Below are 26,009 nucleotides of genomic sequence, written 5' to 3' on the forward strand. Positions count from 1 at the left end.
GTATTCGTATATATGCTTCCATCGTAGTCTGAAATTGGTTTTCAGGTAGAAACGCTTTCACCATAATGTCGAAAGTATATACGATGTTTCTATAAGACTTGTACATTATAGACAAAAATGAAACAATTTGCAAGTAATTTTTTACCTGAATTACTCATAGAAAAAAAATCAAAAGAAAACGAGAAGGCATCTTCATTCCAGAAAAAACGCTTTCTCGTCCTCTACAACATAAGCTTGATTATCTTTACAGCAAATCCTCTGTAAACCAAGCTTCAGGTAAATTGTATCAAATGCTTTCCGCTCCTGCTTTTGATAGTGCGGACAAAAAGCTCCCTTGATCAACCCGGTTCCGTTTACGATATCATAACGATCCGTTGTAATATTACTGTAGCCATATTCAAATAACACATTTGCTCCGGCGCTGAGTCCGCATATAACAATTCCCAGATCAGCCAGCTCATGCAACAGCAAATCCAGCTTGCGTAACTGCAGTTGTTCCATAAGAAATGTGGTATCGCCGGCCCCGAGATATATTATATCCTGTCTGCGAAATGTATCATAGATTTCTTCAATATGCAGTTTGGTATGCAGAAGCCGTAATGCTTGCACCTCACAGCCAAGGGTTCGATAATACTGCTTAAAGCGCTTGGCATATCCCTGATCGTCCCTGCTTGCAAGCGGCAGGAACAATACACGCGGTTTTGACTTTCCACATCTTGCTATCGCGTACATATCAATAGCTCTTGTTTCCTGTTTTTGAAAGCTGCCGCCTCCAATTGCTATCAGTGTTTTCATTTTAGAAAGAAACGGCTGTCCTTTAGAGCCTGCAGTGCCTGTTCAATTACATCATCACTCTGTACTAACGCAATACGCACGAAGCCTTCACCATATGCACCAAAGGAACTGCCAGGAGTTACAAGCATACCGCTTTTTTTTAACAGTTGCATGGCAAAATCTTCACTGTTACCGTAACCAGCCGGTATCTGAGCCCATAAGAACATGGTACTCTTACATGCTTCAATTTCCCAGCCTGCTTCCTTCGCTCCCTCGACAATACGGTTTCTTCTTTTCTGATATGTCACGCGTGTTTCTTTCACAATGCTTTGATCCTGTGTCAGAGCAGCTATTGCAGCTTTTTGAATCGGTAAAAACATACCATAATCTATATTACTTTTCAGTTTTCTCAGAATACCAACAATTTCCGAGTTACCTACACATATACCAATGCGTGCTCCTGCCATGCCATAGGTCTTACTGAAGGAATTGAATTCTATGCCTATGTCCTTTGCGCCCTCATAATATAAAAAGCTTTTTCCTTCTTCTCCATCAAACACGAGATTACTATAGGCCGTATCATGAATTACAATGATCTCATGTTCTTTCGCAAACTGAATCAGTTTTTCATAAAATGTATCCGGAGCTGTTGCGCCGGTTGGGTTATTTGGATAGGATACAATCATCATTTTTGCTCTGTCTGCGATTTCCTTTGGAATTGCGTCAAATTGTATAAGGTATTCATGCTCTTTCAGCATTGGCATTTCGTAAAGCTGAGCTCCGGCTATTTTAGGTCCATTCGCAAAGATCGGATAACTCGGTGAGGGAATTAACACAATGTCACCCTCATCACATAATGCGAGTGCAACATGGGCCAGACCTTCCTGTGAACCCTGAAGTGATAATATTTCTGTTTCTGGATTTAGTTCTATCTGATAACGTGTTTTATACCATTTCTGAATAGTTTCTCTGAATTCCTTTGTATCATGCAAGGAATACATATAACTTTCAGGCTGTTGAGCGGTTGTTATCAATGCGTCCATAACTGCTTTACTAGGTGCGATATTAGGTGATCCAATTGTAAAGTCATATACCGGCTTACCATTGCTGAGCATTCTCTGCTTTTCTTCATCCAGCTTACTGAACACACTTTCCGTAAGTGTTTCCATTCGTTTGGAAAATTTCATATTCTTCCTCTTTTCTAATTTATCAATTTCCCCCATTATAAAAGAAAAATACATTCCCTTCAATAGCTATGGATTAGATTTTAGTTTCTTCCAGCGCTGTATACTTATATAAATATACAACTGACCATAAATTACATAATCATCCTCTAAAGAATCTGTTATAATATGGATATAGAGAGATTTATATATACAATTGAACGGCGCGAACCCTAAGCTCACATGAAATCCCTGGGAGGTTCGCGCTTAGAAATTGTTTTAATCAAGCAAATGTAACTATTTTCATGGAATGATGATTAGATTATTTAATGAAAACAAGATTTTTGTTACATTTGCAGCTGTTTATTATAAATTTCACAGTCAGGGTCCTCGCGGGAGCCTGTGGATCTAAATCTATACATCTCAATAGCACCGCCTGAACCATTAAGTCAGGGTCCTCGCGGGAGCCTGTGGATCTAAATACCGATCTTTGAATCTAGTGGATGAGTTTGTTTGTCTGGGTCCTCGCGGGAGCCTGTGGATCTAAATAAGAAACTACGGGAAATGGGTTGCATGACATATAGTCAGGGTCCTCGCGGGAGCCTGTGGATCTAAATTTCCTCTCTTTCCGGCAATAGATTTTGCAGCGCTTGGTCAGGATCCTTGCGGGAGCCTGTGGATCTAAATAACAGCTTACATGACAATAAATGGAATCGTTTTGGGTCAGGATCCTTGCGGGAGCCTGTGGATCTAAATGTCATGTCTCACCCTCCTATTGAATGCTTTGATTGCGTCAGGATCCTTGCGGGAGCCTGTGGATCTAAATAGATAAACAGCAACATGAAATCGACCCACCAGCAGTCAGGATCCTTGCGGGAGCCTGTGGATCTAAATAAGATCTGCAAATAGATAAGAATCCACATTATAAGTCAGGATCCTTGCGGGATCCTGTGGATCTAAATCTACAGGATGGATATGGATACAAAATCATGGTCGTCAGGGTCCTTGTGGATCCTGTGAACTTTAATACCTTATCCCCTTTTCTTAATCTCATATGTTTTCGATAACCTCTTCACAGATAAATGAATACATTCAAACTTATTTGCAAACGCCTCATAATCACAATACCATTTGCAATCTCCTTTCAACAAGCGTACAATTACCTTATATAAAGAAAACGCTTACAGAAAGGAGATTTACTATATGAAATATGTATGCGAAATATGTGGCTATATCTATGACGAAACTGTGGAAGGTACTCCTTGGAACAACCTGGACGATACCTGGTCATGTCCTCTCTGCACTGCTCCAAAAGCATGCTTTAAGCCTGATAAAACAGAAGAAAGTGATAAACAGATAACCGACACAAATAAAAATGCATCCACACTGTCCATTCAAAAAAATGCCAAAAAAGAAGATACACTCGAATCCAATATGTCACTTATTCATGAGATGTCTGTCCATGGCTCCAGCCGTATAGAAGCAATGCGTACCCGCAAACCTGTACCCGGATGGGACGATATCCTTCTATTAGGCGGTCAACTATCCAATCCACCACTCGCTGATAAAGCCGATGTTGACACAACAACAATCATAGGAAAACACGCGCGTAAACCGATGGTTCTGGAGCATGCTGTCTACGTATCCCACATGTCCTTCGGCGCCCTTTCAAAAGAAGCGAAAACAGCACTTGCCATGGGCACAGCTGCTGTACATACCGCTCAATGCAGCGGAGAAGGCGGTATCCTGCCGGATGAAATCAATCATGCATATAAATACATTTTTGAATATGTTCCCAACAAATACAGTGTAACGGATGAAAATCTGAAACGCAGTGACGCTATTGAAATCAAAATCGGGCAGGGCTCAAAACCAGGCATGGGTGGTCACCTTCCTGCAGAAAAAGTCACTGAAGAAATATCCGCCATACGCGGGAAGCCTCTGCATAAAGATATCATATCCCCCTCAAAATTTGAAGAAATCAAAACAAAGGACGATTTAAAAAATCTTGTATCCTCCCTGAGAGAACGCAGTGAAGGCCGACCGATCGGCATAAAAATTGCTGCCGGGCATATTGAAGCTGACCTGGAATGGATAGCATATGCTCAGCCTGATTTTATAACCATTGACGGTCGTGGCGGTGCAACTGGCGCATCACCGAAATATCTCAAAGATAATGCTACCGTACCAACCGTATACGCATTAGCCAGAGCACGGGCATATATGGATAAACATCATATGTCCCAGGAGCTCATCATCACAGGAGGCTTTCGTACCAGCGGTGAAATGATAAAAGCCCTCGCTATGGGAACTGATGCTGTAGCAATCGCAAGTGCTGCCATGATGGCCATCGGGTGCCAGCAATACCGTATCTGCCACAATGGAAAATGCCCTATGGGAATTGCGACACAGGATCCAGAGCTGCGTAAAAACTTCTCCATAGAAAAAGGGGCAAAACGCTTAGAAAACTATCTAAATGTATTAAGAGAAGAACTAAAATCCTTCGCAAGAATCAGTGGACATACCTCCATACATGATCTCAGTGAGGATGACCTTTGCACAACCAGCTCGGAAATATCCAATCATACCAACATTCCTCACTGCTGATTCCACGTATCATAATGCAGCCATTAGCATCCTAAGCCCCCTTCCGGAAAACAAGCAAAAAAGAGCAGAACCCTGTAATCATCACTACAGTACTGCTCTTTTCTTCATTCTCTGTCAATCACACAGATGTGCATCCATCCAGGCTGTAATCTCCTCCAGCCGCTTAACCCTGTGCTTCGGCTTTCCACTACGGGACAATTCATGATTCTCCCCACGGAACATACACAAACGCGTTTCCACTCCGTGCTCACATAGCGCACTATACATCTGCAAGCCCTCACTATACGGACAACGGAAATCCTCATCACTGTGGATAAACAGCGTAGGTGTTTTACATTGATCTGCATACTTCAACGGAGAATGCCACCACAGCTTCTCCACATTTTTCCAGGTATCTCCAGCCTGCTGATCTGCACCAAACATTTCTCCAATATCTGAAGTATGTGCAAAGCTCACCCAGTTTGAAATTGAACGCTGACTTGCTGCAGCCTGAAACCGATCCGTATGCGTAATGATCCAGTTTGTCATAAATCCGCCATAGCTGCCGCCAGTTACACCAACACGCTCTGCATCGATTGCCGGATATTTCTTTAAAACTGCATCCGTAAATTTCATAAGGTCATCATAATCAATCGTTCCATATTTACCACGAATATCCGCAAAGCTGTTTCCTCTGCCATCTCCTCCACGCGGATTCATAAAGAACACAAAATATCCCTTATTCGCCCAAACCTGCATTTCATGGTAATATACCTCTCCATATACTGTCTTAGGGCCGCCATGAATATCCAGAATTGCAGGATACGCTTTGTTTGGGTCATAGTCTCGAGGCTCCAAAACCCAGCCATACAATTCCATATCCCCCTGCAGAATATTACAAGGCACACACGGCCGCACATCCTTTTCAGCAAAATATGCCTCATTAAAGTCTGTCAGCAGACAGCGATTCTCACCATGCAGATCACATACATACAGTTCCTGCAGCCGCATATCCTGCATACCGATGAAATACATTTGATCCTTAGCAAACGCAATGGCGTCAACACTTCCCTCCGTATCATATACCGGAGTAATTTCTCCCCTGTCATTCAATGCATAAACTGCACTTCTGTTAAACAAGGTCGTAATAAAATACACAGTATCCTTATACAAACAGATGCTTGATCCGCCACCATAGCGGCAATCGCTTCCCACACTGGAGCCTGTCGCATCCTCATAGGAAGCCAGCAGACTTACCTCTCCCGTATCCGGATGTAACAGATAAAACATTCCATTCTCATTTAATCCATAGGCTTTCTGTTCACTGGCTATCATCAGAATACAATCGTTCCAAGGCAATATCTTTCCAATAGACCACAGCTTTGACGGCAGAATGACTTGTCCCTTCGCCTTCGCCAAATCATAGGCATATACAGCTTCCTTATTCTTCGGCTTCTGCACATAGCTTTCACCTGTATAATAGACAATATCCCGCTGTTCAGACAGCTCCACATCATACACATTGCAGTTCTCATCACTGATCCGAATAATATCTTCTTCAGCCTCCCGATACAGGAACAATGTGTTTCTTTTCTTATTTGTATAACCCTGACCATTTCCGTAAAAAGGCAGCTCATCCAAAACCTCATAGTCCTGCATTTCCTTCTTATCCTTCAAAAGAGCCTTCTTATCAGCCTCATCCAGCATATACATACAGGAATATTTCAGGTGATAATCAGCACAGAACACATATTCACCAGCTGCTACTTTTTTAATAGAGGTCACTCGTAACGGAATGGTAAACGCCTTTACTGCCTCACCGCCATGAATATTGATTCGGTAGAAGCAGGTACGTTCCTCTCCGTTCTCAACGGCTTTTTTATCCTCAGCATCACGCATATTGGCAAACAATACCGTTTCCTCATCCTCCCAGATATACAACTGCTCCTTTCCATAGCTGGTCAGCTGACGCACCGTATTACCATCTGTCACATATAAATATGTCTGATAGCTGTTATCCTTCTCCACACATTTGCTTGCGGCAAAAACACCATGCTCCTCATCCGGTGCAAACGTCAAATCGCTTAAAAATGTAAAATCCAGAAAATCCTTCAATTTGATGATCTCTTTCATAATGCCCTCCTTTACTGTTCTTCTTCTATTCTAGTACAAAAGCTGTGAAATAAAAAGACTTTAAACAAAACTCCCTCATTACATGATTATCTGTCACTACGTCTTTCCTGATAAAACTGGAATTTCTTATATCCGAGGCTTTTGGCAAGCAATCAATATAGTATTTTCATATCATGTATCCCGATCACACACATCTATCATTTCAACTCTTATAATAAAGAACGCAGTAATCCAAAGGCGAATTAAAATCACATCCCCGTCTTTCCTTATGCTTAATCTCCTTATACTCTACAGATAAAAGCAAACGACTCCCTGACGAATCCAAAAGATAGATGTGTTACTGACATAGCTGCTCATCATAATCTGCAAAATAGCTTTCTTATAAAAGCTCTATTAAAATCACTTATAGCCATTCATATCCAGCTAGTAGTCTGGTTCATCCTTTTCTTTTTCTCTCCCTATAACAGCATTCCCTTTTTCTTATGCTTTTTCATTTTTGATGAACGTGGCAGCTTTCAATCTATCTTAAAATAAGACCGGCATACGCTATAAAGCTCCGTTATAAAAAAAGAAACCTGTAAACTGCAACAGATTTCCAAAGCAAATTTTATATGAGACGCTTCCCACACAAGCAATGATACTGCAATATGACTACCATCACCTGAAAGGATCATCCAAGGGACTTAACAGGCACTTCCATGATTTTTCAATGCATCCATCCTATGAATTCCATTACCCTTCTATCATTCCTCGGTAGTGTTTTTACCTGCCTTTTTCATAGTAGCAGAAAAAGCAAGAATCTCGAAATTTTCAATCGACAACGGCTTTGAGAAAACATATCCCTGTACCATATCACATGCGGCATTTTTCAGAAATTCCACCTGAGAAAATGTTTCTACACCCTCAGCCACCGTTTTCATACCAAGCTTTCTGGCCAGCTCAATCGCTGATTCAACGACATCATTCCCTCGCGGATCGCCCTCCTTATCAAAGAAAACACCATCCAGCTTCAAGATATCCACCGGTATCTCCTTCAACACATTTAAAGAGGAATAGCCGCTTCCAAAATCATCCATAGAGCACTGAAAGCCTGCAGCATGAATTTGTTCAATGACATTCTTCAACAGCTCCAGATTCTCAAATACAACCGTTTCCGTCAATTCAAATTCCAGCAGACTGGAAGCAACCCCATATTTTTTCTGTATAGCCTCAAACCTTTCCAGAAACTGCGGATCCGAAAGATGATTTCTCGACAGATTCACAGAAATCGGAACTGCTTTGATTCCCCTTGCGTTCCAGTCCTTTAACAGACGGCATACGCAATCAAACACATACAGATCCAGCTTGACAATAAATCCGTTTTTCTCAAAAAACGGTATAAACTCTCCCGGAGAAATCAGTCCATCCTTTGGGGAATTCCAGCGTACCAATGCCTCAGCACCTACAATTTCACTCTTTGCAAGATTGATTTTTGGCTGTAGGTATACAATAAACTCACCATTCGCAAGTGCCTGCTCCATGGTATTTTCCATTTTCTTTTCCTTCAGCATCTGCACACGATCCAGATCATCATAGAATACACAGGAGCACACATAACGACCTGTCCGGTTCTTATTGTTTTTCCTTGCCGTATTTGCACGGTCTCGTATATTGACGATATCAATACTTCTATCCGTAACGATATACACACCGCAATCCAATGGCAGATAATACGTATGCTCTCTTGTTTGATTATAGGAATTGACTGCTTCTGTCACATCCTCAAGACGCCTTCTAATCTCTGCAGCATCCGTTGTCTGTAAAATCAGGTTATACGTATCGGAAGAAATTCTGGCAACAAACTCATCCGATTTCAATATTGATTGCAGGCAGCCGTGTACATAGTGCAAGACACGATCGCCGTCACCGCTTCCAAAGGAATCATTGATCAGCTTAAATTTGCGTATATCCAGCGATACAAATGCAAAGGGATGAAAGTCACTGAGTAATCTTTGCAGCTCTTTTTCAAATCGCGGTGCTGTAAATCCGCCGGTTATCGGATCCACGTAGGCTACCCGATAGATTTCCTTATTGAATTTATTATTGGAGAACAGTATATATATAATCAGAATACCGAATACAAGAAAGATAAACACATTGATCATGACAGAAAAGTTTGTAAAGCCCTGAATATTCTCCGCATAAATCATACTCGGTGCAATGGACAGCAGATACCAGCTTCCCTCCTGCAGTGGCGTATAATACAGGGTACGTTCCTCAGATTCACCACGAACATCCTTATGAACAGTATAATGCAGCGTCCCGCTTTTTCTAGCTTGAAGATCTGCCATCATCGTATGCAAAGAGCTTCCTCGGTCGATATCCGCAACATCCTCAATGCTTTCATAAAACCCCTGTTCCTGAAACACAGCGTAGCGGTTACTGGAATGCATAATGAATTCACCATTCTGCGAAATGATATAGCTGAAGCCGACTCCATTAAATGTATCTGTATCCGATAACAGCTGTAAATCCGCAGTACTATTCCATGCCACCATTGCCCCCTTTGTCTCACCCTTTACATAAAAGGGTACCGCATACAGAATTCCATCCTCTCCATACAGTTGTTCCAGTTGTTTACTAACACCGCTTTGCTGCTTATGCATGGCATCACGGACAACATCCAGCTTACCGATATTGACGCTGGTATGGTCTTTGATATAAAGAGTTCCCTTCTGATTCACATAGCCAATCCAGGAAAATCCGTTTTCCTCCAGTGATGTATCTATGATTTTTTGTCCGATTGCATCATTGGTCGCAACCTGTGATAAATTAGAGCTGACCTCACGTAGTTGAGACATATTTCTGGCAATGTTTTGCTCAACGCGGGTAGAGGTCTGCTTGGATAGCTCTGAAAGATACCGCTGTGTTTCATTCATGATAAGGGATTTACTACGCTGAACCATAAGAAAACTCAGACCTGTCATTGTCAGAATCATGAGAACAAGGATAACAATTGTTAGAAGCGTGTGTGTTTTCTGTTTCTTACTCAGGGAATTCATGTATGGCCCCCTCTCAAGCACTCAGTTATGATTATTATACTATACTTCATGTAAAAGAGGAATATATTTATGGCTGAACACAATAAGTCATTTACTTTTTTTCATCAGCAAATTGTACAAAATAGTTAAGATTTATATAAAAGTCTCTCGTTTTTCAAGGAATAGCATACCAGAGACAACTCCTTATTTACATAGATGGTTTTCTTTTGATTCCGTATATGCATAAACTAGAAAAAAGATGTGAGCTGGATCAAAAGCCCGCATCCTCACTAATCAGGACAGCTTATTTTCGCTTCAGTGAAACCACAGCTTCCACATGTAAAACATAGTCTGTTAAATTATAGTAATACTATATACACAACATCGTCATCATGTTACGGAAAAATAATTATTCATCTTTTCTTAAGAGAACTTTCCTATTAAATAAAATAGGGCTCGTTTGATTATACCCAAGAGCCCTTCTGTAATTAAGGATCAATAGACCATGATATTTAAGTGATGCTTTTTCCCTCCTTAATTTTTAATTTTGTTTGAATCTAGTTAATTCTTCCGTGTACACTGCCTCTTTTATCCGATTTGCATATTTATAAAAAGTCGATCTTTTCATCTGTGTTTCATCACAATAATCAGATAATTTCTGTTTCTTATTCAGACAGGCTTTAATGCGCATTTCAAAATCATTTGGCAAAACAGTTTTCGGTCTGCCGTAATTTCCATTTCCCTCAGATTTTCTCTGTAATGCTTTCTCAATTCCTTTTTTCTGACTCGCTTTTAGCTTTTGTCGATTCAGTTCTAGAAGATAATCATAAAATCGTAACAATAATGAAGCATCTGCCTTTATGCCATTACAGGCTATCATCGTATCTTTTTCAGCAAATTCTTCAAGACTGTTTCTAATGGCTGTTAGATCATCCCCCAAACAGTCGATCGTATCAATTTCTATTTTAGTTTCCATATTGTCTCCTTTGATCTAGTCTTATCAAATTTCACGATAAGAAACAATTTGCCAAAATTCCTATCAAAAATTTCAAACTTAACATCATTAGAGCATACTGCATTAAAACGATTTATATCATTGAATATTCATCATTCTTCATGCTTCAAATGCGATACTAGCAGTGTTTCCTTTGGATACACTCTCACATCATCTTTTCCACATTTTATAATCATGTTCTTCTCTTTTTTCTTTACCTTTTTCTTCTTATCCTTAAATAACTTCATGTATTACATGCCTTTCTGATATGACTTACTGCATACCGTTTTTTCAAAAGCAAAGTGCGAAAATATCATACATATTTATTCTCGCACTCTATTTGCTTACGTTTCCAACTTTACTTCTTATTGGATCTGTGTTTGATTCTTATGACAAAAGCAATGCAGATTGTCAGCAGTAAAGCGATCGGAAGCAGGAAGTAGTAAATCGTATTCTTTGCTTCTTCCTTCTTTTTAGCGACATTCTCCTTTTCTTCTTTCAACTGATGTCCCGGTTTTTCAGCTTCTTCTTCATACTCTCCAGTTGATGGCAGTTGTGTACTGAACTCACCATTTCCAGGCTCTTTACTTCCTGTTTGTGGTTTTTCTGCCGGTGCAATCACAGGAGTATCTTCTTTACTGTCTGTATAACAGAGCACATACGTTGAGAAAGCATCGCTTTCGATCGTTACCGTCTTTTCATCCTTGTCAAGATCTGCCAGTATCTCCGCTTTTCCATCATGGATACGGATCACATCGAAGACTCTTACGACACCCTGAGCAGGATATAATTCCTCTGGAATATTCAGTACGATCTTAATGACTTTGCGAAGTTTATCTACCTGTACTTCTTTATCGTCGATCGTCTTGTAGATCGTGATATCGAAGTATTTCGCAATCGTTCTGCCATTCAAGACTGCTTTTACAATATCACGCTCATCCTCTTCGATCTCATTACATTCGATACGGATGCTCACATCTTTTCCATAGCGATAATCGTGATATTCTTTTTCACTAAGAACAGCTTCAATGATTTCTTCCTGTTTATTTCCAAGTTGAATCGGACTGTCCTTATCGATATTGATTTCCGCCTTACCTGAAACGACCGCCTCATATTTTGCATACAGCGTCATGTCAGTAATTACAGGGGTATCAATATCGTATTCGTATTTCAGTTCCTTATCGGAGTACCAGCCTCTGAAATGATACATCTCTTTCTCTGGATCTGCCGGCATTTCCAGTTTATCACCATGCTCTACGGTCATTGATTCGATCGTTGTTCCCCCATCTGTTTCAAACTTCACAGTATAGGTATTGATCTTCCAATGTGCATAGTAGGTTGTACCGTCCACTGGCATGAGGGTATCTTTCGTAATCTGTGTTCCATCTTCAAGCTCTGTGAACCAGCCCAAGAAGGTATAGCCAACTTTTGTTGGAATAGGAAGTGTTCCTAGTTTCGTGTTGTTATCTTTCTTGATTGGATCACACTCGCTTCCTCCATTGCTGTCAAATGTCACAGTGTATTCATTGATCGTCCAGTGTGCATAGTAAGTCGCACCATTAAGTGGCATCGTTGTTTCTTTGGTGATTTTGGTTCCACCACTTGCCTTCGTATACCAACCAACAAAGGTATGACCAATCCTTGTCGCAACTGGTAGATCGCCTATTGCTTCTTTATAGTTCTTCGTGATCGTTTCCGGTGTTACACTGTCTCCACCATTGACATCGAAGGTTGCCGTATACGCATTAACTTTCCATTTCGCATACAATGTTAAATCTCCGGTTACTGTATCTGTTGCAAAATTCCATTTTGCATCATCTGTCGTATACCAACCAACAAAAGTATATCCTACTTTTGTTGGGTTACTTGGTTCCGGTACAAGTCCATTATCTTCAGCTCCCTGTGCTTCAACTTCACTGCCACCCTTAGAATCAAAGGTTACTGTATGGGCACTCTTTCGCCAGTTTGCAGTAAATTTCAAATCACCCGTCGTTCCTTTCGAAATGCTAACTTCCATTTCAGGTACAGAAGGATCACTCATACCATCATATGTCCAGCCTGTAAATACATGAGCTGACCAGCTTGGTGCTTTCAATGTCAACGTTTCATCTTCGATCGTATACTTCGCTTTATTGGCAGGATCGTTCTTAGCCTTGCCTGTACCTTCATCATTTAAGTCATACTCGATCTTATATTCATGAGCTGTCCATTGTGCGTAATACGTTGCACCATCGGCAGGCATCTTCGTTGTCATTGTGATCTTCGTTCCACCTGTTTGTGCTGTATACCAGCCTTTGAAGTCATATCCCGTCTTTGTGACGACTGGTAATTCTCCTAGTTCCGCATCATAATCTTTTGTAATAGTCTTATCATCTGTCGGATCATCACTGCTCTTGAAGGTAGCCGTATACTGATTAATTGTCCAATGCGCATAGTAGGTCGCTCCATTGAGTGGCATCTTCGTATCTTCATCAATCTTCATTCCACCTGTTTTGGCAGTATACCAGCCATCGAAGGTATAACCGGTTCTCGTAGATGTTGGAAGTGTGCCTAATTTTGCATCATAGTCGACCTTAATATTTGTTCCATCACTTCCGCCGTTTCCGTCAAACTTCGCTGTATACTGATTGATCGTCCAATGTGCATAGTAGGTTGCGCCATCTACCGGCATCGTTGTTTCTTCCGTGATCTTTGTACCGGTCTCATCCGCTGTCGTAAACCAGCCATCAAAGGTATATCCGGTTCTTGAAGATGTTGGAAGTGTACCTAGTTTTGAATCGAAATCAGCAGTAATATCTGCTCCATTGCTTCCACCGTTTCCATCGAACTTCGCCGTGTATTGATTAACTGTCCAGTGTGCGTAGTATGTCGCACCATCAGCAGGCATTTTTGTATCTTTGGTGATTTTGTCTCCACCACTTGCCTTCGTATACCAACCAACAAAGGTATGACCAATTCTTGTGGCAGTTGGCAGATCACCTAATGCTTCATCATAGTTCTTTTTAATCGTTTCTGGGCTGACACTTTCTCCGCCATTGGCATTAAAGATTGCCGTATACTCGTTGATCGTCCATTTTGCATACAGCGTCATGGTTTCTTCAACGACATCCATATCAAAATTCCATGCATTCGTACATGCACTCTCTTTGAACCAGCCATCGAATGTATAGCCTGTCTTAGTCGGATCTTCAGGCTTTGTGATCGTCTCCTGATAATCTGCACCTGTTTCCGACACGCTGCTTCCACCTTGAGAATCAAAGGTCACTGTGTAGTTCACTTTTTTCCAGATTGCTGTATAAGAAAGATTTCCTGTACTGCCGGAAGAAATCGTCACGGTTGTCAGCAGTTCACCTGTTCCATTCAACTTCCATCCTTCAAAAGTATATCCTTTTTTCGTAGGTGCTTTCAACGTTATATCACTGTCAGTTACTTGATAACTGCTAGGGTTATCTACATTATTAGTACCACCGTCAAGGTCATAGGTGATCGTATACGTATCAATCGACCAGTTTGCTTTATAACTCTTATCACCAGTAGTACCCTGTGCGATCGTTACCGTTTCTTGTTTATCTGATGAATCTCCTTCGCTCCATCCAGTGAAGGTGTATCCCTTCTTGGTTGGATTGGTCAATGTAAAGGCTTCTGACTCGATCGTATACTCACTCTTGTTGGCAGTCGCTACTGTTCCACCATCAAGATCATAAGTGATTTGGTAAGTAATTGCTTTCCAGTTCGCTGTATACGTTCGATTTCCTACAGAGCCTTTACTGATTGTAACATCTTTGCTTGTTTCGGAAATGTCTGTACCTGTCCAGCCTTCAAACGTATAACCTTTTTTCGTAGGCTCTGCTAATTTGATGTCATTATCCGTTACTTTATAGGTGCTAGGATTACCATCACCATTGGTACCGCCATCTAATTCATAGCTGATGGTATAGGTGTTTTCTTCCCAGTGCGCTGTAAATGTTTTGTTTCCGGTCGTTCCTTTTGCAATCGTTACCGTTCCTTGTTTATCAGATGAACTTCCTTCACTCCATCCTAAGAATTTATAACCCTTCTTAGTTGGATTGATCAATGTAAAGGCTTCTGACTCGATCGTATACTCACTCTTGTTGGCAGTCGCTACTGTTCCACCATCAAGGACATATGTAATGCTGTAAGTGACAGGTTCCCATGTTGCTGTGTATTCACGTTTTCCTGTAGAGCCTTTACTGATCGTAACATTTTTGCTTGTTCCAGTAATATCCGTACCTGTCCAACCTTCGAACGTATAACCATTTCTGGTAGGAGCAGATAGTGTAATATCGTTGCTTTCTACATCATACGTTGATGGATTGTTGGCATCATTCGTACCACCGCCAAGATCATACGTAATGTCATAGGTTATTTTCTCCCAGTTTACGCTATAGCTGCGCGCTCCGGTTTCCCCCTTAGGAATGGTTACCGTCTCCAGCAATCCAGTAATTCCAGTTCCGCTCCAGCCTTTAAATGTGTAGCCCGTTCTCGTTGGATTGTTCAAGGTAATTGATTCCGTTTCCACATCATATGTGGTAGGATTCGTCTTACCATCTTCTAATGATCCGCCTTTTAGATCATAGCTGATGTCATACGTGATGATCTCCCAATTTGCAGTGAATGTCTTATTGCCACTGCTGTGCGTCGGAATCGTTAAACCCTTAGTTGGTGTAGTAATACTATCCGTTGTCCAACCCTTGAATGTATATCCTGTTTTACTTGCATCTTTCAATACGATCTCTTCACTGAGTTCTGTATACTGTGTAGGATTTGCCGGATCTCCATTAGTTGCACCATCCATATTCTCATATGAAATCGTGTACTGTGTGCTTGCCCATGGTTTTGTACCTGCGCTCACATCATCTTCGCTATAGCGATAATTGACTGTTTCCGCTATTCTTGCGTGAAGATAATAGGATTTCATCTTATCCAGATCTGTGAATGTATGATAGCCTTCACTGTCGGCCTTCAGTTTCTGCCATTCTCCTGATGTTTCGCTGACTGCAGCTGCACTTTCATTGAATACATACTCGTTGGCATCATTGACTTTTACCTTCAATGTCGTTTCTGAATATGTGACAGTTTCCAGTACTGGTGTTCCAGCCTTTGTAGGATTGATTGGTTTAGCGACTTCCTTGGTACTCTTTTCAATATAGCCGCCATACGTAGAAGCATCATCATTCGCCTGATACTGGATCACGATATTACTTCCGATATCTGCACTTTGTACTTTATACTCCATCGTATTTGTTCCACTTGTAAACAGCGTTCTTTTCTTGATGGTACCTTCGATTTTCGATTCGATATTTTCAATAGTCGTTCCATCACTTCGTTTTACAACAAAATGGCCATCATCGTAACCACTGCCTATGAATGTGGCGGTTATCGTTTTCCCTACTTCTAACACATCAGGTTCACTGATCGTCAGATTCTCTTCATCGAACGATTGATTGCCCGTTTTGACTGTGATGACGCTTGAGTATGCGCTTGGCTCATATTCACTCGTTCCTTCAAACAAGACTCTCACTTCATATTCTGTATTCGCCTTCAAATCATAGATCCATGCTTCTCCTGCACTATTTTGTTTCCATTCGACAGTGTTCTTGATGCGATATTCCAGTCGTGGTTGTGCGATCGTTTTACCTTCAGTTTTCATATTCGTTGGTAATACGATCTGAACACTTGTCCCATTGACTTGTTTCACTGTAATATCGCTTGGTGTAGCTTGTTCGGAACGTTTGACATTATTCAGTTTGCTGCTTTCCACACTTCCTGAATAGATGCCCTCCGGTGCTCCTGTATACACGGCATAGATTTTCTTTCCGACATCTTCTGCGGTTGGTGTGTATGCATCGCTGATTCCTACCGTATCCTTTTCTCTTACGATTTTTTCATAAGTCCCGCTATTCACAGCTGTTTCCCGATACCATGTCCAGATTCCATTCACTTCATCTTTGATTTCTGCTCCGCCAGCATCTGTCGCATAGATATACTTCACTTCGATCGGTACGAATACCTTTGTCGTATCGCCTTTTGTAATCTCCACACGGCCTTGTATCTGTGTTCCGATCAGTGCTGTATTTGATGTATAAGTCTTGCTGCCTTCATAATCTCCTCGTCCGGTGAATACAGCTCTGACATGATACCCATTTGCATACTTCAATGGTATATTCACTTTTGCATAGGAATATGTATCTGTCTTTCCTTCTTCTGTATTCGTTTTGATTTCAGAAGTGATATTCGCCCAGGTATTCTCGACCTCCGGTGTTGTGGTGACATAATACTGCCATATACCATCGATTGCTTTTCCGTTATCACTGATTCTTAATTCTTTATTCTGTAATACTTTCCAATTCGTATCATCTGCCTCAGTAATCATGATCGTGTTACCTGCATGACTTAAGTCTTCTTTTACTGTTCTTACCGCACGCTGTGAGATAACACCACTGCTCTGGTGAGTACCGTCTTCCAGTCTTGCCACATACACGACATATTCCGTATTGGCTTTCAGATCTAATGTCATATCAGCTGCTGCTGCTTTGAACCATTGTCCGGCTTTCGCCTCATTGTTCTCTACCGTGCTGCTTGCAACGGTTGTTGGAACAGTCGTATTGCTAGCCTCCTGTACATAATAGAAAACATGATCTGTAATGCTGCTTGTGATCTTTAATTTACTTCCGGATGTTCCATCTTCTGCTAATGCAGTGACTGTAGGCAGCTGAGAAGGTGCGTCATATGCCGGTTTTGTTAACGTTCCGATACTTGCGACTCTGGATTCTTTAAAATCGCTATCCTCTTTTGCAAGGTATCTTACCGTAATCTCGACATCGCCTTCCATCGGCTCGATCGTATATGTTTCTGATGTTGCATTTTTAATAGCGACATCATTTGCATACCACTGCCATGTTCCGGCTGCTGTATCATCAGCGCTCTGATCATATGTTCCTGCCTGATATTTTGCCTTATATGTAACACCAATGTCTGCTACACCAACCGCTGCAGGCTTCTCTATACCATCAACTACTTTCACGTACTCAACCGTTCCCGTTAAGATACTCTTATCCGTCGTCTTGGTATCGAGTTTAACCCAATCACTGGCATCATATCCGGTCTTTGCCGCCTTGCGGACATAAAGATCATACTCTGTATTTCTCTTTAATCCATTCAGGGTAATAACTGTTCCGGCATTTCCTGTCGCATCCTCTGCCTTAACCGTAGTTACAGCTGCACCCTTCAATGCATAGCCATACTGATAGATATCCGTTCCATCAACAGCAGTGACATTCATGGAATAATCCCTGATACTGCTTATGGTCATACCACTTGGTATATTGTTTGTATCCAATTTTGCATTCTTGATTGGTTCTGTAACCATATCAACACTGCTTTTGTAATCTCCTGTTGCCGTAAATGTAACTTTGATGGTTGCACCGGCATCCTTTGGATCGATTTGATAGGAAACGGTATTATTTACTGGATCAACGGTGTATACAGAAGGAGAGATCGTCGTCGTACTTCCTTTCGTGATCTGTCTTTCCAGCTTCCATGTACCACTTAGATTCTCTAATACAGGCGCTTTGATCATCACAGTTTCATCAACCTTGCATGTACCATTCACCGTAATATTTCCACTCACTACTGTTTTTTCAGTGGAAACGATCAAAGCATCACTCCATGCACTTTCTACTGATGAAGCCGTTTCTGATTTTCTTGCGAAGATATAGTAATCCTTATTCCTCTTTAGATTTTCGATCTTAACTTCTGTGTTTGCATTAACTTCTTGTTGAGCGATCGTGATATCTCCAGAAGCACTTTCTGCATAACCGATATCATACGTTCCTGCATCTGTCATCTTCACCGTTAATGAAGAATCACTCTTACTTACCTCTGTTGGTTTATTTGGTTTTTCTACAAAGGCTTTTTTGATAACCTCAGAAGTTGCGCTTACGCTTTCTTTAAAATCACCGTTTCCTGTATAGGTTGCCTTGATTCTAAATCCTACATCAGCATCTGTCAGTGTGTAGTTAAAACTATTTTTATTTGATGTTTCACTGATATCTGCTTTCTTTGTGACTCCATCCGCTTCCATTCGTTCCAGCTTCCATGTACCTGTCTGTCCATTAATGGATTCGATCCTGATACTGAGATCTGATCCTTTATTGATGCCTGTACCTAATAACACTTCACCTGATACAGATGTTTTCTCTAGTGTACTGATGGTTGCTTCGCTCCATTCACTGACTTTATAACTGCCATCATCAGCGGCCGCTACTCTGACATAGAAATTATATTTCTTATTTCGTTGAAGGTTATTCAATTCTACTTGACCATCTTTATCAACCTTTTGATTCTCAATCAGATTGACTGCCGCGTTCTGATCATCTCTCAAATAACCAAATTCATATTGTAATCCTGCTTCACCATTCTTGACCTTAAGTTTTACACTGCTGTCTGTTACATCTGAAACCGTTGGTGCATCAGGTTGGATCGATGTCACAGCCTTGGTATAGCTGCTGTAAGTGGAAGCATATCCATCTGCTTCTACCAACACACACAGTTCATATCCAATATCTGATGCTTTTACCGTGTACGTTGAAGCGGTAGCCCCTTGAATCAGTTCACTTTTAGTACTTCCGGTTTTCCGTTTATACCACTGATAAGATGTTCCTTCATTCGATTGTACCGATAGTGTTTGATTCATCTTTGGATTTGGTAAAGCAATAGCTTTATCACTTGACGTATATGCATTGCCTTCCGTATCTGTTATATTGACTTCGCTCATTGCATTTACTTTTTGTTTCACTGTGAATTCATAGGTATTAGAAGCCGTTCCTCCGATTGTTTCATCCGGCTCTGTATACGTGATTGTAATAGTAGCTTTTTCACCTGCATTACCTACAGGTATAATTACACCACTATCTGTCACTTTTAATACGTTTTCATTGCTTGATGTGATGGAATAATTCGATGTTTGAAGTTCTGTTGGTATCTGAATCGATCCTGATATATCGCCGTTGAATATATCATCTGATGAGGTTGCTTTATCTACTGAGGCAAAAGCACCTCGAGTTGATGAATAGAGTTTAGCAATTGGATGATTACTCGTCCAAGATAGTCTAGGATAAAATCCATTTTTATATGTCCAATTTTCTAATCCGTAATTCTCTTCTAATCCATTACCAACCAATTCCTTTGTTGCTTTTCCTTCTCCTTTTAGAATATCTGGCAAATTATCATTTAATATACTCTTATCATAATATAGGTTACTATTTGCAGAGTTTGCAGTTGCAACTATTCCACCTCTATTATTAGCATTACCAATCAATGAATTTGAAAAACAATTTTGTATTCCAACACTGGAACTACCTACAACACCACCAACATTGCCAGATTTTGCACCACCATCTTTAGCTAGATTTACTGATGAAGATAATGCAAAACAGTCACTTAACATTCCTGATCTCAGATGACCAATTAATCCTCCAGCCGAAGAACCACCCGCCGTTGTTGTTATTACGCCACCTGCTGACCCACATCTAACCACTTCTATATAACCGTTTTGATTATTACTATCAAATCCTGCCCCTCCCACTAACATTCCTGCATCATATCCTGCTTTTACAGTTGCATTGGTAAGGAAAATATTCTCAATATGCGCATACTTTGCCAACATTGCTAAAACTGCTCCACCAGCTGCTTGTCCAGAAAATTTAGTCGTATTTATATATGCTTCATTTATAACTAAATTTTTAATTATTGCTAAACTATCTCTATTACTTGTTGTACTGAAACCAACATACCCAATAAGGGGATTTTGCAACCCTGTAATAGTATGATAATCTCCATCAAATTTACCGCCAAAAGAATTAGATGAATAGCTTATAACTCCTTTATTAGACATATTAATATTATTGGTGATAATATAAACTGAATTGGAACTTCTATCTGTATAATTACCAGTCTGTTTCATGAAACTTTCTAAATCATCCGCATTACTGATAGGTATTCCATATGCATAATTGAACGATGTATTTGTGCTTGTCTTACTATTGATCATTGGAGTAGTTAATGCTTTCAACTCCTTATCTACATATAATCCTATGATTTTTGGCGTACTGATCTCCGCTGTAATTTCTTTCCCATCATAGCTTTGATTATTTGGCATTTCATAAGTAAATTTTCCTTTATCTAATATAATGCCTTCTTTAATAACTGTATCGCCAACTTTGAATTGTACGATATTTCTGTCAATATTTCCACTCTCAACATAGTTATCGATCGTTCCTGTGATAATCGATTTAGAATACGCTTTTGGATTTCCATTTCCATCTTTGGTGGAACTGGTAATAGTTAATGTTTCTTCATAAATTTTCTTGACATAGTTTGCTTCCTGACTCGAAAGCGTTCCTTGATAATTCTTTTCTTCATTCGCAATAAACTCTGCATGTATATAATGTGCAAACATTTCTTCTGTAACATTCAGCTCACTTGTTGTTCCATTGAGGGTTGGTGAGAAACCACTGGTGATTTCGCTCCATGCATTTGCATCGTTCACGCTCGGCATAGTGGTTACGGTACTTCCATCATAGGCATCGTTACTCATATACCATTTCCATGTTCCCTGATCATTATTCTGATCGCTCATGGTCACTTTTACCGTTTTTCCAACTACAAAATCTCCACTCATGGTGATCTTACCTTTTTGTTGGTATCTTCCTACCGTATGGCTCCACGAAAGGACTGCACTGGCTTCGTTTGTTTCTGTTTCTTGCTTAATGACATATAAGATATATTTTACATTTGGTTCTAATGAATAGTTATTCGCATCCTTATCGATCGTAATCGTTGTTGTATTGACTTTCGTCCATTCATTTTTCAACTGTTCATCGTTATTAGGGAAACTTGGTGCACTTGTCCCTTCAGCCTTTTGTAAACGATAGTAAATATATTTCTCACTCGGATCGGCATTTCCTGATACTTCCAGAATCATATCCCCTGCTTCATTTTGCTTATCAACGATTCCGTTTTCATCTATCTTTGGATTATCACAAACTGCTTTCTTGATTGTTTCCGTCTTTGCTTCTGTTTTTCCCGTAAAATCATGATCTGCAGGCATGCTATAAATGACCTTGATTGTTTTACCAATATCCTCTTTTGTTAATATATATGTAGTAGAATTTGCCCCTGATATTGCCGTGTTTCCACGATACCACTGCCATGATCCTTCTGTATCTGCTCCACTCCCCGTTGACGCGTAAGATGCTTCATTGTATTTTGCAGTAAGGTGTTCCCCATAACGGTTCGTTCCTTCAATGGTCACATGGCCTGCAATTTCTGTTTTCTTTGTCGTAACAGATTGATCTGCTTCTTTCGTTGCATCGGTTGAATACGCAAATTCACTTGTCGTTCCTTTATCGTCACCTACTCTTTGAACTCTCACCCAGTAATTTGTATTTCTTTTCAGTCCTTCAATAACGACATCTACATTGCTGTAGACATCTTTCCCGGTATCTCCTTTGACTTCGATCTCATTGTATCCATCATTAGAATCTACAAAAGTCTTGTTTAAAAATCCTACAAAAGAATCCCATGGATTATTATCTGCTTCTTTATACCAGAAACGATATTTTCCTTCCCCTTCACTCATCATGACCTTGAAGCTCGTATCATCGATCGCTTCCATTACGATCTTGTTTGGGTCCGGTGTCTCATATTGTGCTTTGACCGTAGCGGTAACAGCTGCACTTGTATTATCTACGGTTCCTGTATATCCTACATTCGCTTCAAATGTTACTTTATACTTCGTTCCTATGACTGCATTATCAGGTACGATATAAGAAGTTCCCTGTTTGTCATTCTCCATTTCAAAGTTATTGATTTCGGTTTCCTTACCATCTTTATCAACACTGTACCATTTCCAGATTCCTTTATAGTTGAAGGATGTATCGGTTGGCTTCAAGGCTGCCGTTAGCTTTTGTCCCTGCATCAGTTCTCCTGATTTCATTTCATATGTAAATTCAATCGTGGCTTCAAATGCTTTCTTTGTCGTTTTTTGAGAAACAGCCTTCTCTGCATTGATCCACTCTGATTTCTGATGGGTATCATTCTCTGCATAACGAACGAACAGGAAATATTCTGTATCTCTGCTTAATCCTGTAATGGTGTAATCTGCTCCTGATTCAAATGTCAGTAACTCATTTTGTTCATTCAGCTGCTCGATCGGTACAGCATCCTTCGTACTGCTGATACCGATGATATATTTCTCTTGATCACTATTGGTTGGAAGAGTGACACTGATCGTTGTATCATCATGACTGCTGATTGTTAGATTATCGGTAGGCGCTGTTTTTTCTTCCTTTATGATCGTATCGCTGACCGTTGATACTTCTCCACTGTAATCTTGCGTTCCCACATACACTGCTTCGATTTTGAATCCGATATCTTCCTTTGTTAGAGCGTATGTATCCGTATCTTCTGCGAGCGGCGTTGACTCTCTATTTCCATCCTTATCCAAGCGATACCATACGAATCTTCCAGTCTGTCCAAAAGGAGCGTTTGTGATCGCTGCAGTTAACGTCTTCTTATAAACATTATCTCCACTGATTGTCACATCACCCTTTACATGATCATTATCCGTTTTCACTTCTAAATAATCACTGCTCCAGTCAGAATCGGAATATCCATTTTCTCCGACTTCCTGTACATAGAAGTAATAGGTTGTATGTGCGTTCAATCCGGTAATTGTTGTATTTGTCTTGTTTCTTGCCAGCACTGTATATGGGGTTATTTCACCGCCTATCGTTGTACTGTATCCATAACGATATAATCCACTGTCCGTATTCATCGTTAAAGTGACCGTAATATCATCATTGCTGACCTTCATGAGATGGTCTTTTGCTATCGGTGTCGTACATTTGATTGATTGTACTTCGGTTGTTTCAGAACTGTCTTTATAGTCTTTGAAATCACCGTCTTTCTTGGCTACTGCGCGTACAAATAATTTTTTCCCGACATCGCTGCCTTTGATTTCATAGTTTCGCCCGGTTCCGATCGGCGTATCTGTGTTTTCTCCAGAATAGAACCATTGGAACGTCACTTCATTTTCTTTGCCTGATGGCTGCATATTCGCCACTAATTTATCATTCAGTGTATAAGTATTACTCTCTGTGGTTGTCTTATTTTCAATCGTAACACTTGTAATTGCCTGCTTGATGATACTATCTGTAGCAGCTGTGAGTGTCCCCTTAAACCCTGTTGAATCATCTGATACAAAGCGTACCCTTAGATATTTTGAATCTTCATTTGTCGTCACTGTATAAGTATCACTGCTCTGTGTCCCCTCAATGATTGATGTTTTTACAGTACTCCAGTCTGTGTCTTTTGCATCTAATGTAGAAGCCGTTTCCCAGTAAAGTGTTCCTTTGGTTGTATTTGTTCCTAAAAGAGTTGCTGTCATGGTTTCATTAACATCATAAGTTCCTGTTAACGCTATCTTTCCACCATTCTTTCCATAATTGGTCTTGATAGTACCTTCATTAGATACATTCCTTAAATCGGTACTATAGACTGCATACTCTGTATTCCAATCTAATCCTGTCGCTTTATTACTTCCGGACCAATAAACAATCTTCCATCCGTTTGCAATAGCGTCACTATGACTTGTTGGCAACACAGGTGCTGTTTCACTAGACTTTACGTTTTTATAATAATTTCCCATCGTTGTTGGATAGGTGATCTGTGTCGTCTTTGCATTCGTAGAAGCTCCAGCACTGATGACAGATCTTTCTTCCGCCGCTTTTAACGCAAAGCGATTGATAAGATTATTGCTTTCTGCTGTAATTTCATTAGAATTTTTCTTCCAGTCGACATCTTCAATTTCTTCTGTCTCTACCTTATCCTCTAAAGCAGAAAGATTGCTGCCTGTCTTAACACAAACAACACTTAATTTAGAAATATCCAATGCGGATTCTTTAAATTTATTGATATCTTTTATTTCCGGATAAGATCCTTTTGTTTCAGAAAAGCCTTCGTTACTCAAATTTCCCGAAATCATATCCTTTGTATAATAAGGGGTTGCCTTCGTATCTTCAAGATCATTGATCTGAGCATCATAAAAGCAATTTTCTCGTTTTTCATTAGAAAATAGAATTCTCTTATCACCTGATAAAGAAGCTGTTATATAACTATTATTGACATCAACATCTTTTCCGAAGCCATAGACTTCATTCCCTTTTAAATAACCACTCACATAACTGTTCGTGATCGTTCCGGTTCCCTTTAAGATAAAACCCGAAACAGTTTTGCCTTCTACATTCATCAAAGCAAAACTATTGTTTATAGTTGTTCTTTCGCTATTCATGATAACAGCGAAATCTTTTTCTTTATCATTTGCCTCGACATAAAAACCGGCATTCGTGATAGTGGAATTCGTACTGCTTTCTGCCAATCTTCCTTTTATCACGATATTAGAAATCGTTGCATTTTGAATACTATTGAATAAGCTATTCTTGATTCCACTAATCGTATATCCATTACCATCCAATATTCCGGTAAAATTGACATCCTTCAACAGATCACACGATAAAGTGATATCGGCATCCAGAATGTAAGATCCAGATGGATCAGCAACGATGCACTTCAGATCATCCGCACTGCTGATGATGGTTTCTCCTGTTTTCGCAACATTTGGTATATCTGCAAATGTCAGTTTACTGCTTTCCAATACTTTTCCCTCTGCATTTACGACAGAAAATGTATAAGCTCCATTCGTTGGTACGATATAGGTTCCCTGATAAACACCGTCAGATATTTCTGCAGCTCCAAGACTTTCTTTTCCATTTACTGTGATATCAAATGTAGAATGATATCTTGAAACGACCGTCACAGCATGTGTTTCTTTATCTTCTTCAATCATGAGGTCATCAAAGGCATCAACATGGATGGTTTCTTCTCCTTGCTTTGTATTGGTATCATCCAATCCTACAAGGGTATACTCTCCATTTTGATGAACATCAAAACTCAGTGCTTCACTCACCGGTTTCGTTTCGATCAGAGCACCTTCCTTATAGAGTTCGATCTTTGTTATGCCTTCTTTGACATGGCTGACATTGATCTTTTGTGTATGTACATCTGTTTCTTCACTTACAGATGTCTGCATATATCCATTGGATTGTGCAAACACAAAGTTTCCAAGTGGAAACTGGCCAACGATCATGATGACGCATACAAACACGATCATGACCTGATTTCTTAAATACTTCATTGCTTTTCCTTTTCTTTTATTCATACCAATACCTCTTTCATGAATGTTTTCAACTCATTTTC

Annotated in this window: 7 protein-coding genes, 1 CRISPR repeat array and 1 riboswitch; of the genes, 1 reads left to right on the forward strand and 6 read right to left on the reverse strand. The window is 40.2% G+C overall.

What is annotated here, in order from left to right; genetic code table 11:
• Positions 1 to 4: 4 nt before the first annotated feature.
• Positions 5 to 104, reverse strand: a riboswitch (purine riboswitch).
• 88 nt (positions 105 to 192) lie between these two features.
• Together GKZ87_14910 and GKZ87_14915 are read right to left on the reverse strand one after the other, a co-directional pair.
• On the reverse strand, positions 193 to 795 hold the full coding sequence (locus tag GKZ87_14910; GenBank protein QSI26679.1) for a dipeptidase: 603 nt from the start codon (positions 793 to 795) through the stop codon (positions 193 to 195).
• On the reverse strand, positions 792 to 1,961 hold the full coding sequence (locus GKZ87_14915; GenBank protein ID QSI26680.1) for an aminotransferase class I/II-fold pyridoxal phosphate-dependent enzyme: 1,170 nt from the start codon (positions 1,959 to 1,961) through the stop codon (positions 792 to 794). Before GKZ87_14915 ends, GKZ87_14910 begins: the two co-directional genes overlap by 4 nt.
• A gap of 356 nt (positions 1,962 to 2,317) precedes the next feature.
• Positions 2,318 to 2,966: a CRISPR direct-repeat array (repeat unit 34 nt; unit sequence GTCAGGATCCTTGCGGGAGCCTGTGGATCTAAAT).
• A gap of 174 nt (positions 2,967 to 3,140) precedes the next feature.
• On the opposite strand from GKZ87_14915, the gene GKZ87_14920 reads away from it, so the two are divergent.
• The gene (locus GKZ87_14920; protein ID QSI26681.1) at positions 3,141 to 4,544 is read left to right on the forward strand and encodes an FMN-binding glutamate synthase family protein; all 1,404 of its coding nucleotides are present in this window, start codon (positions 3,141 to 3,143) and stop codon (positions 4,542 to 4,544) included.
• 114 nt (positions 4,545 to 4,658) lie between these two features.
• On the opposite strand, the gene GKZ87_14925 is transcribed toward GKZ87_14920, so the two are convergent.
• The 4 genes from GKZ87_14925 to GKZ87_14940 all read right to left on the reverse strand — a co-directional run bounded on the left by GKZ87_14925 (position 4,659) and on the right by GKZ87_14940 (position 25,971).
• Positions 4,659 to 6,656 (reverse strand): prolyl oligopeptidase family serine peptidase, encoded by a 1,998-nt coding sequence (locus GKZ87_14925; protein QSI26682.1) that lies wholly within the window; start codon positions 6,654 to 6,656, stop codon positions 4,659 to 4,661.
• Positions 6,657 to 7,399: 743 nt separating this feature from the next.
• Positions 7,400 to 9,697, reverse strand: a complete 2,298-nt coding sequence (locus GKZ87_14930) for an EAL domain-containing protein (protein ID QSI26683.1) — start codon at positions 9,695 to 9,697, stop codon at positions 7,400 to 7,402.
• Between the two features lie 520 nt (positions 9,698 to 10,217).
• Positions 10,218 to 10,652 (reverse strand): recombinase family protein, encoded by a 435-nt coding sequence (locus tag GKZ87_14935; protein ID QSI26684.1) that lies wholly within the window; start codon positions 10,650 to 10,652, stop codon positions 10,218 to 10,220.
• A gap of 376 nt (positions 10,653 to 11,028) precedes the next feature.
• On the reverse strand, positions 11,029 to 25,971 hold the full coding sequence (locus GKZ87_14940; protein QSI26685.1) for a hypothetical protein: 14,943 nt from the start codon (positions 25,969 to 25,971) through the stop codon (positions 11,029 to 11,031).
• Between the last annotated feature and the right edge of the window lie 38 nt (positions 25,972 to 26,009).

This window comes from Erysipelotrichaceae bacterium 66202529 (assembly GCA_017161075.1).
Lineage (GTDB): Bacteria > Bacillota_I > Bacilli_A > Erysipelotrichales > Erysipelotrichaceae > Clostridium_AQ.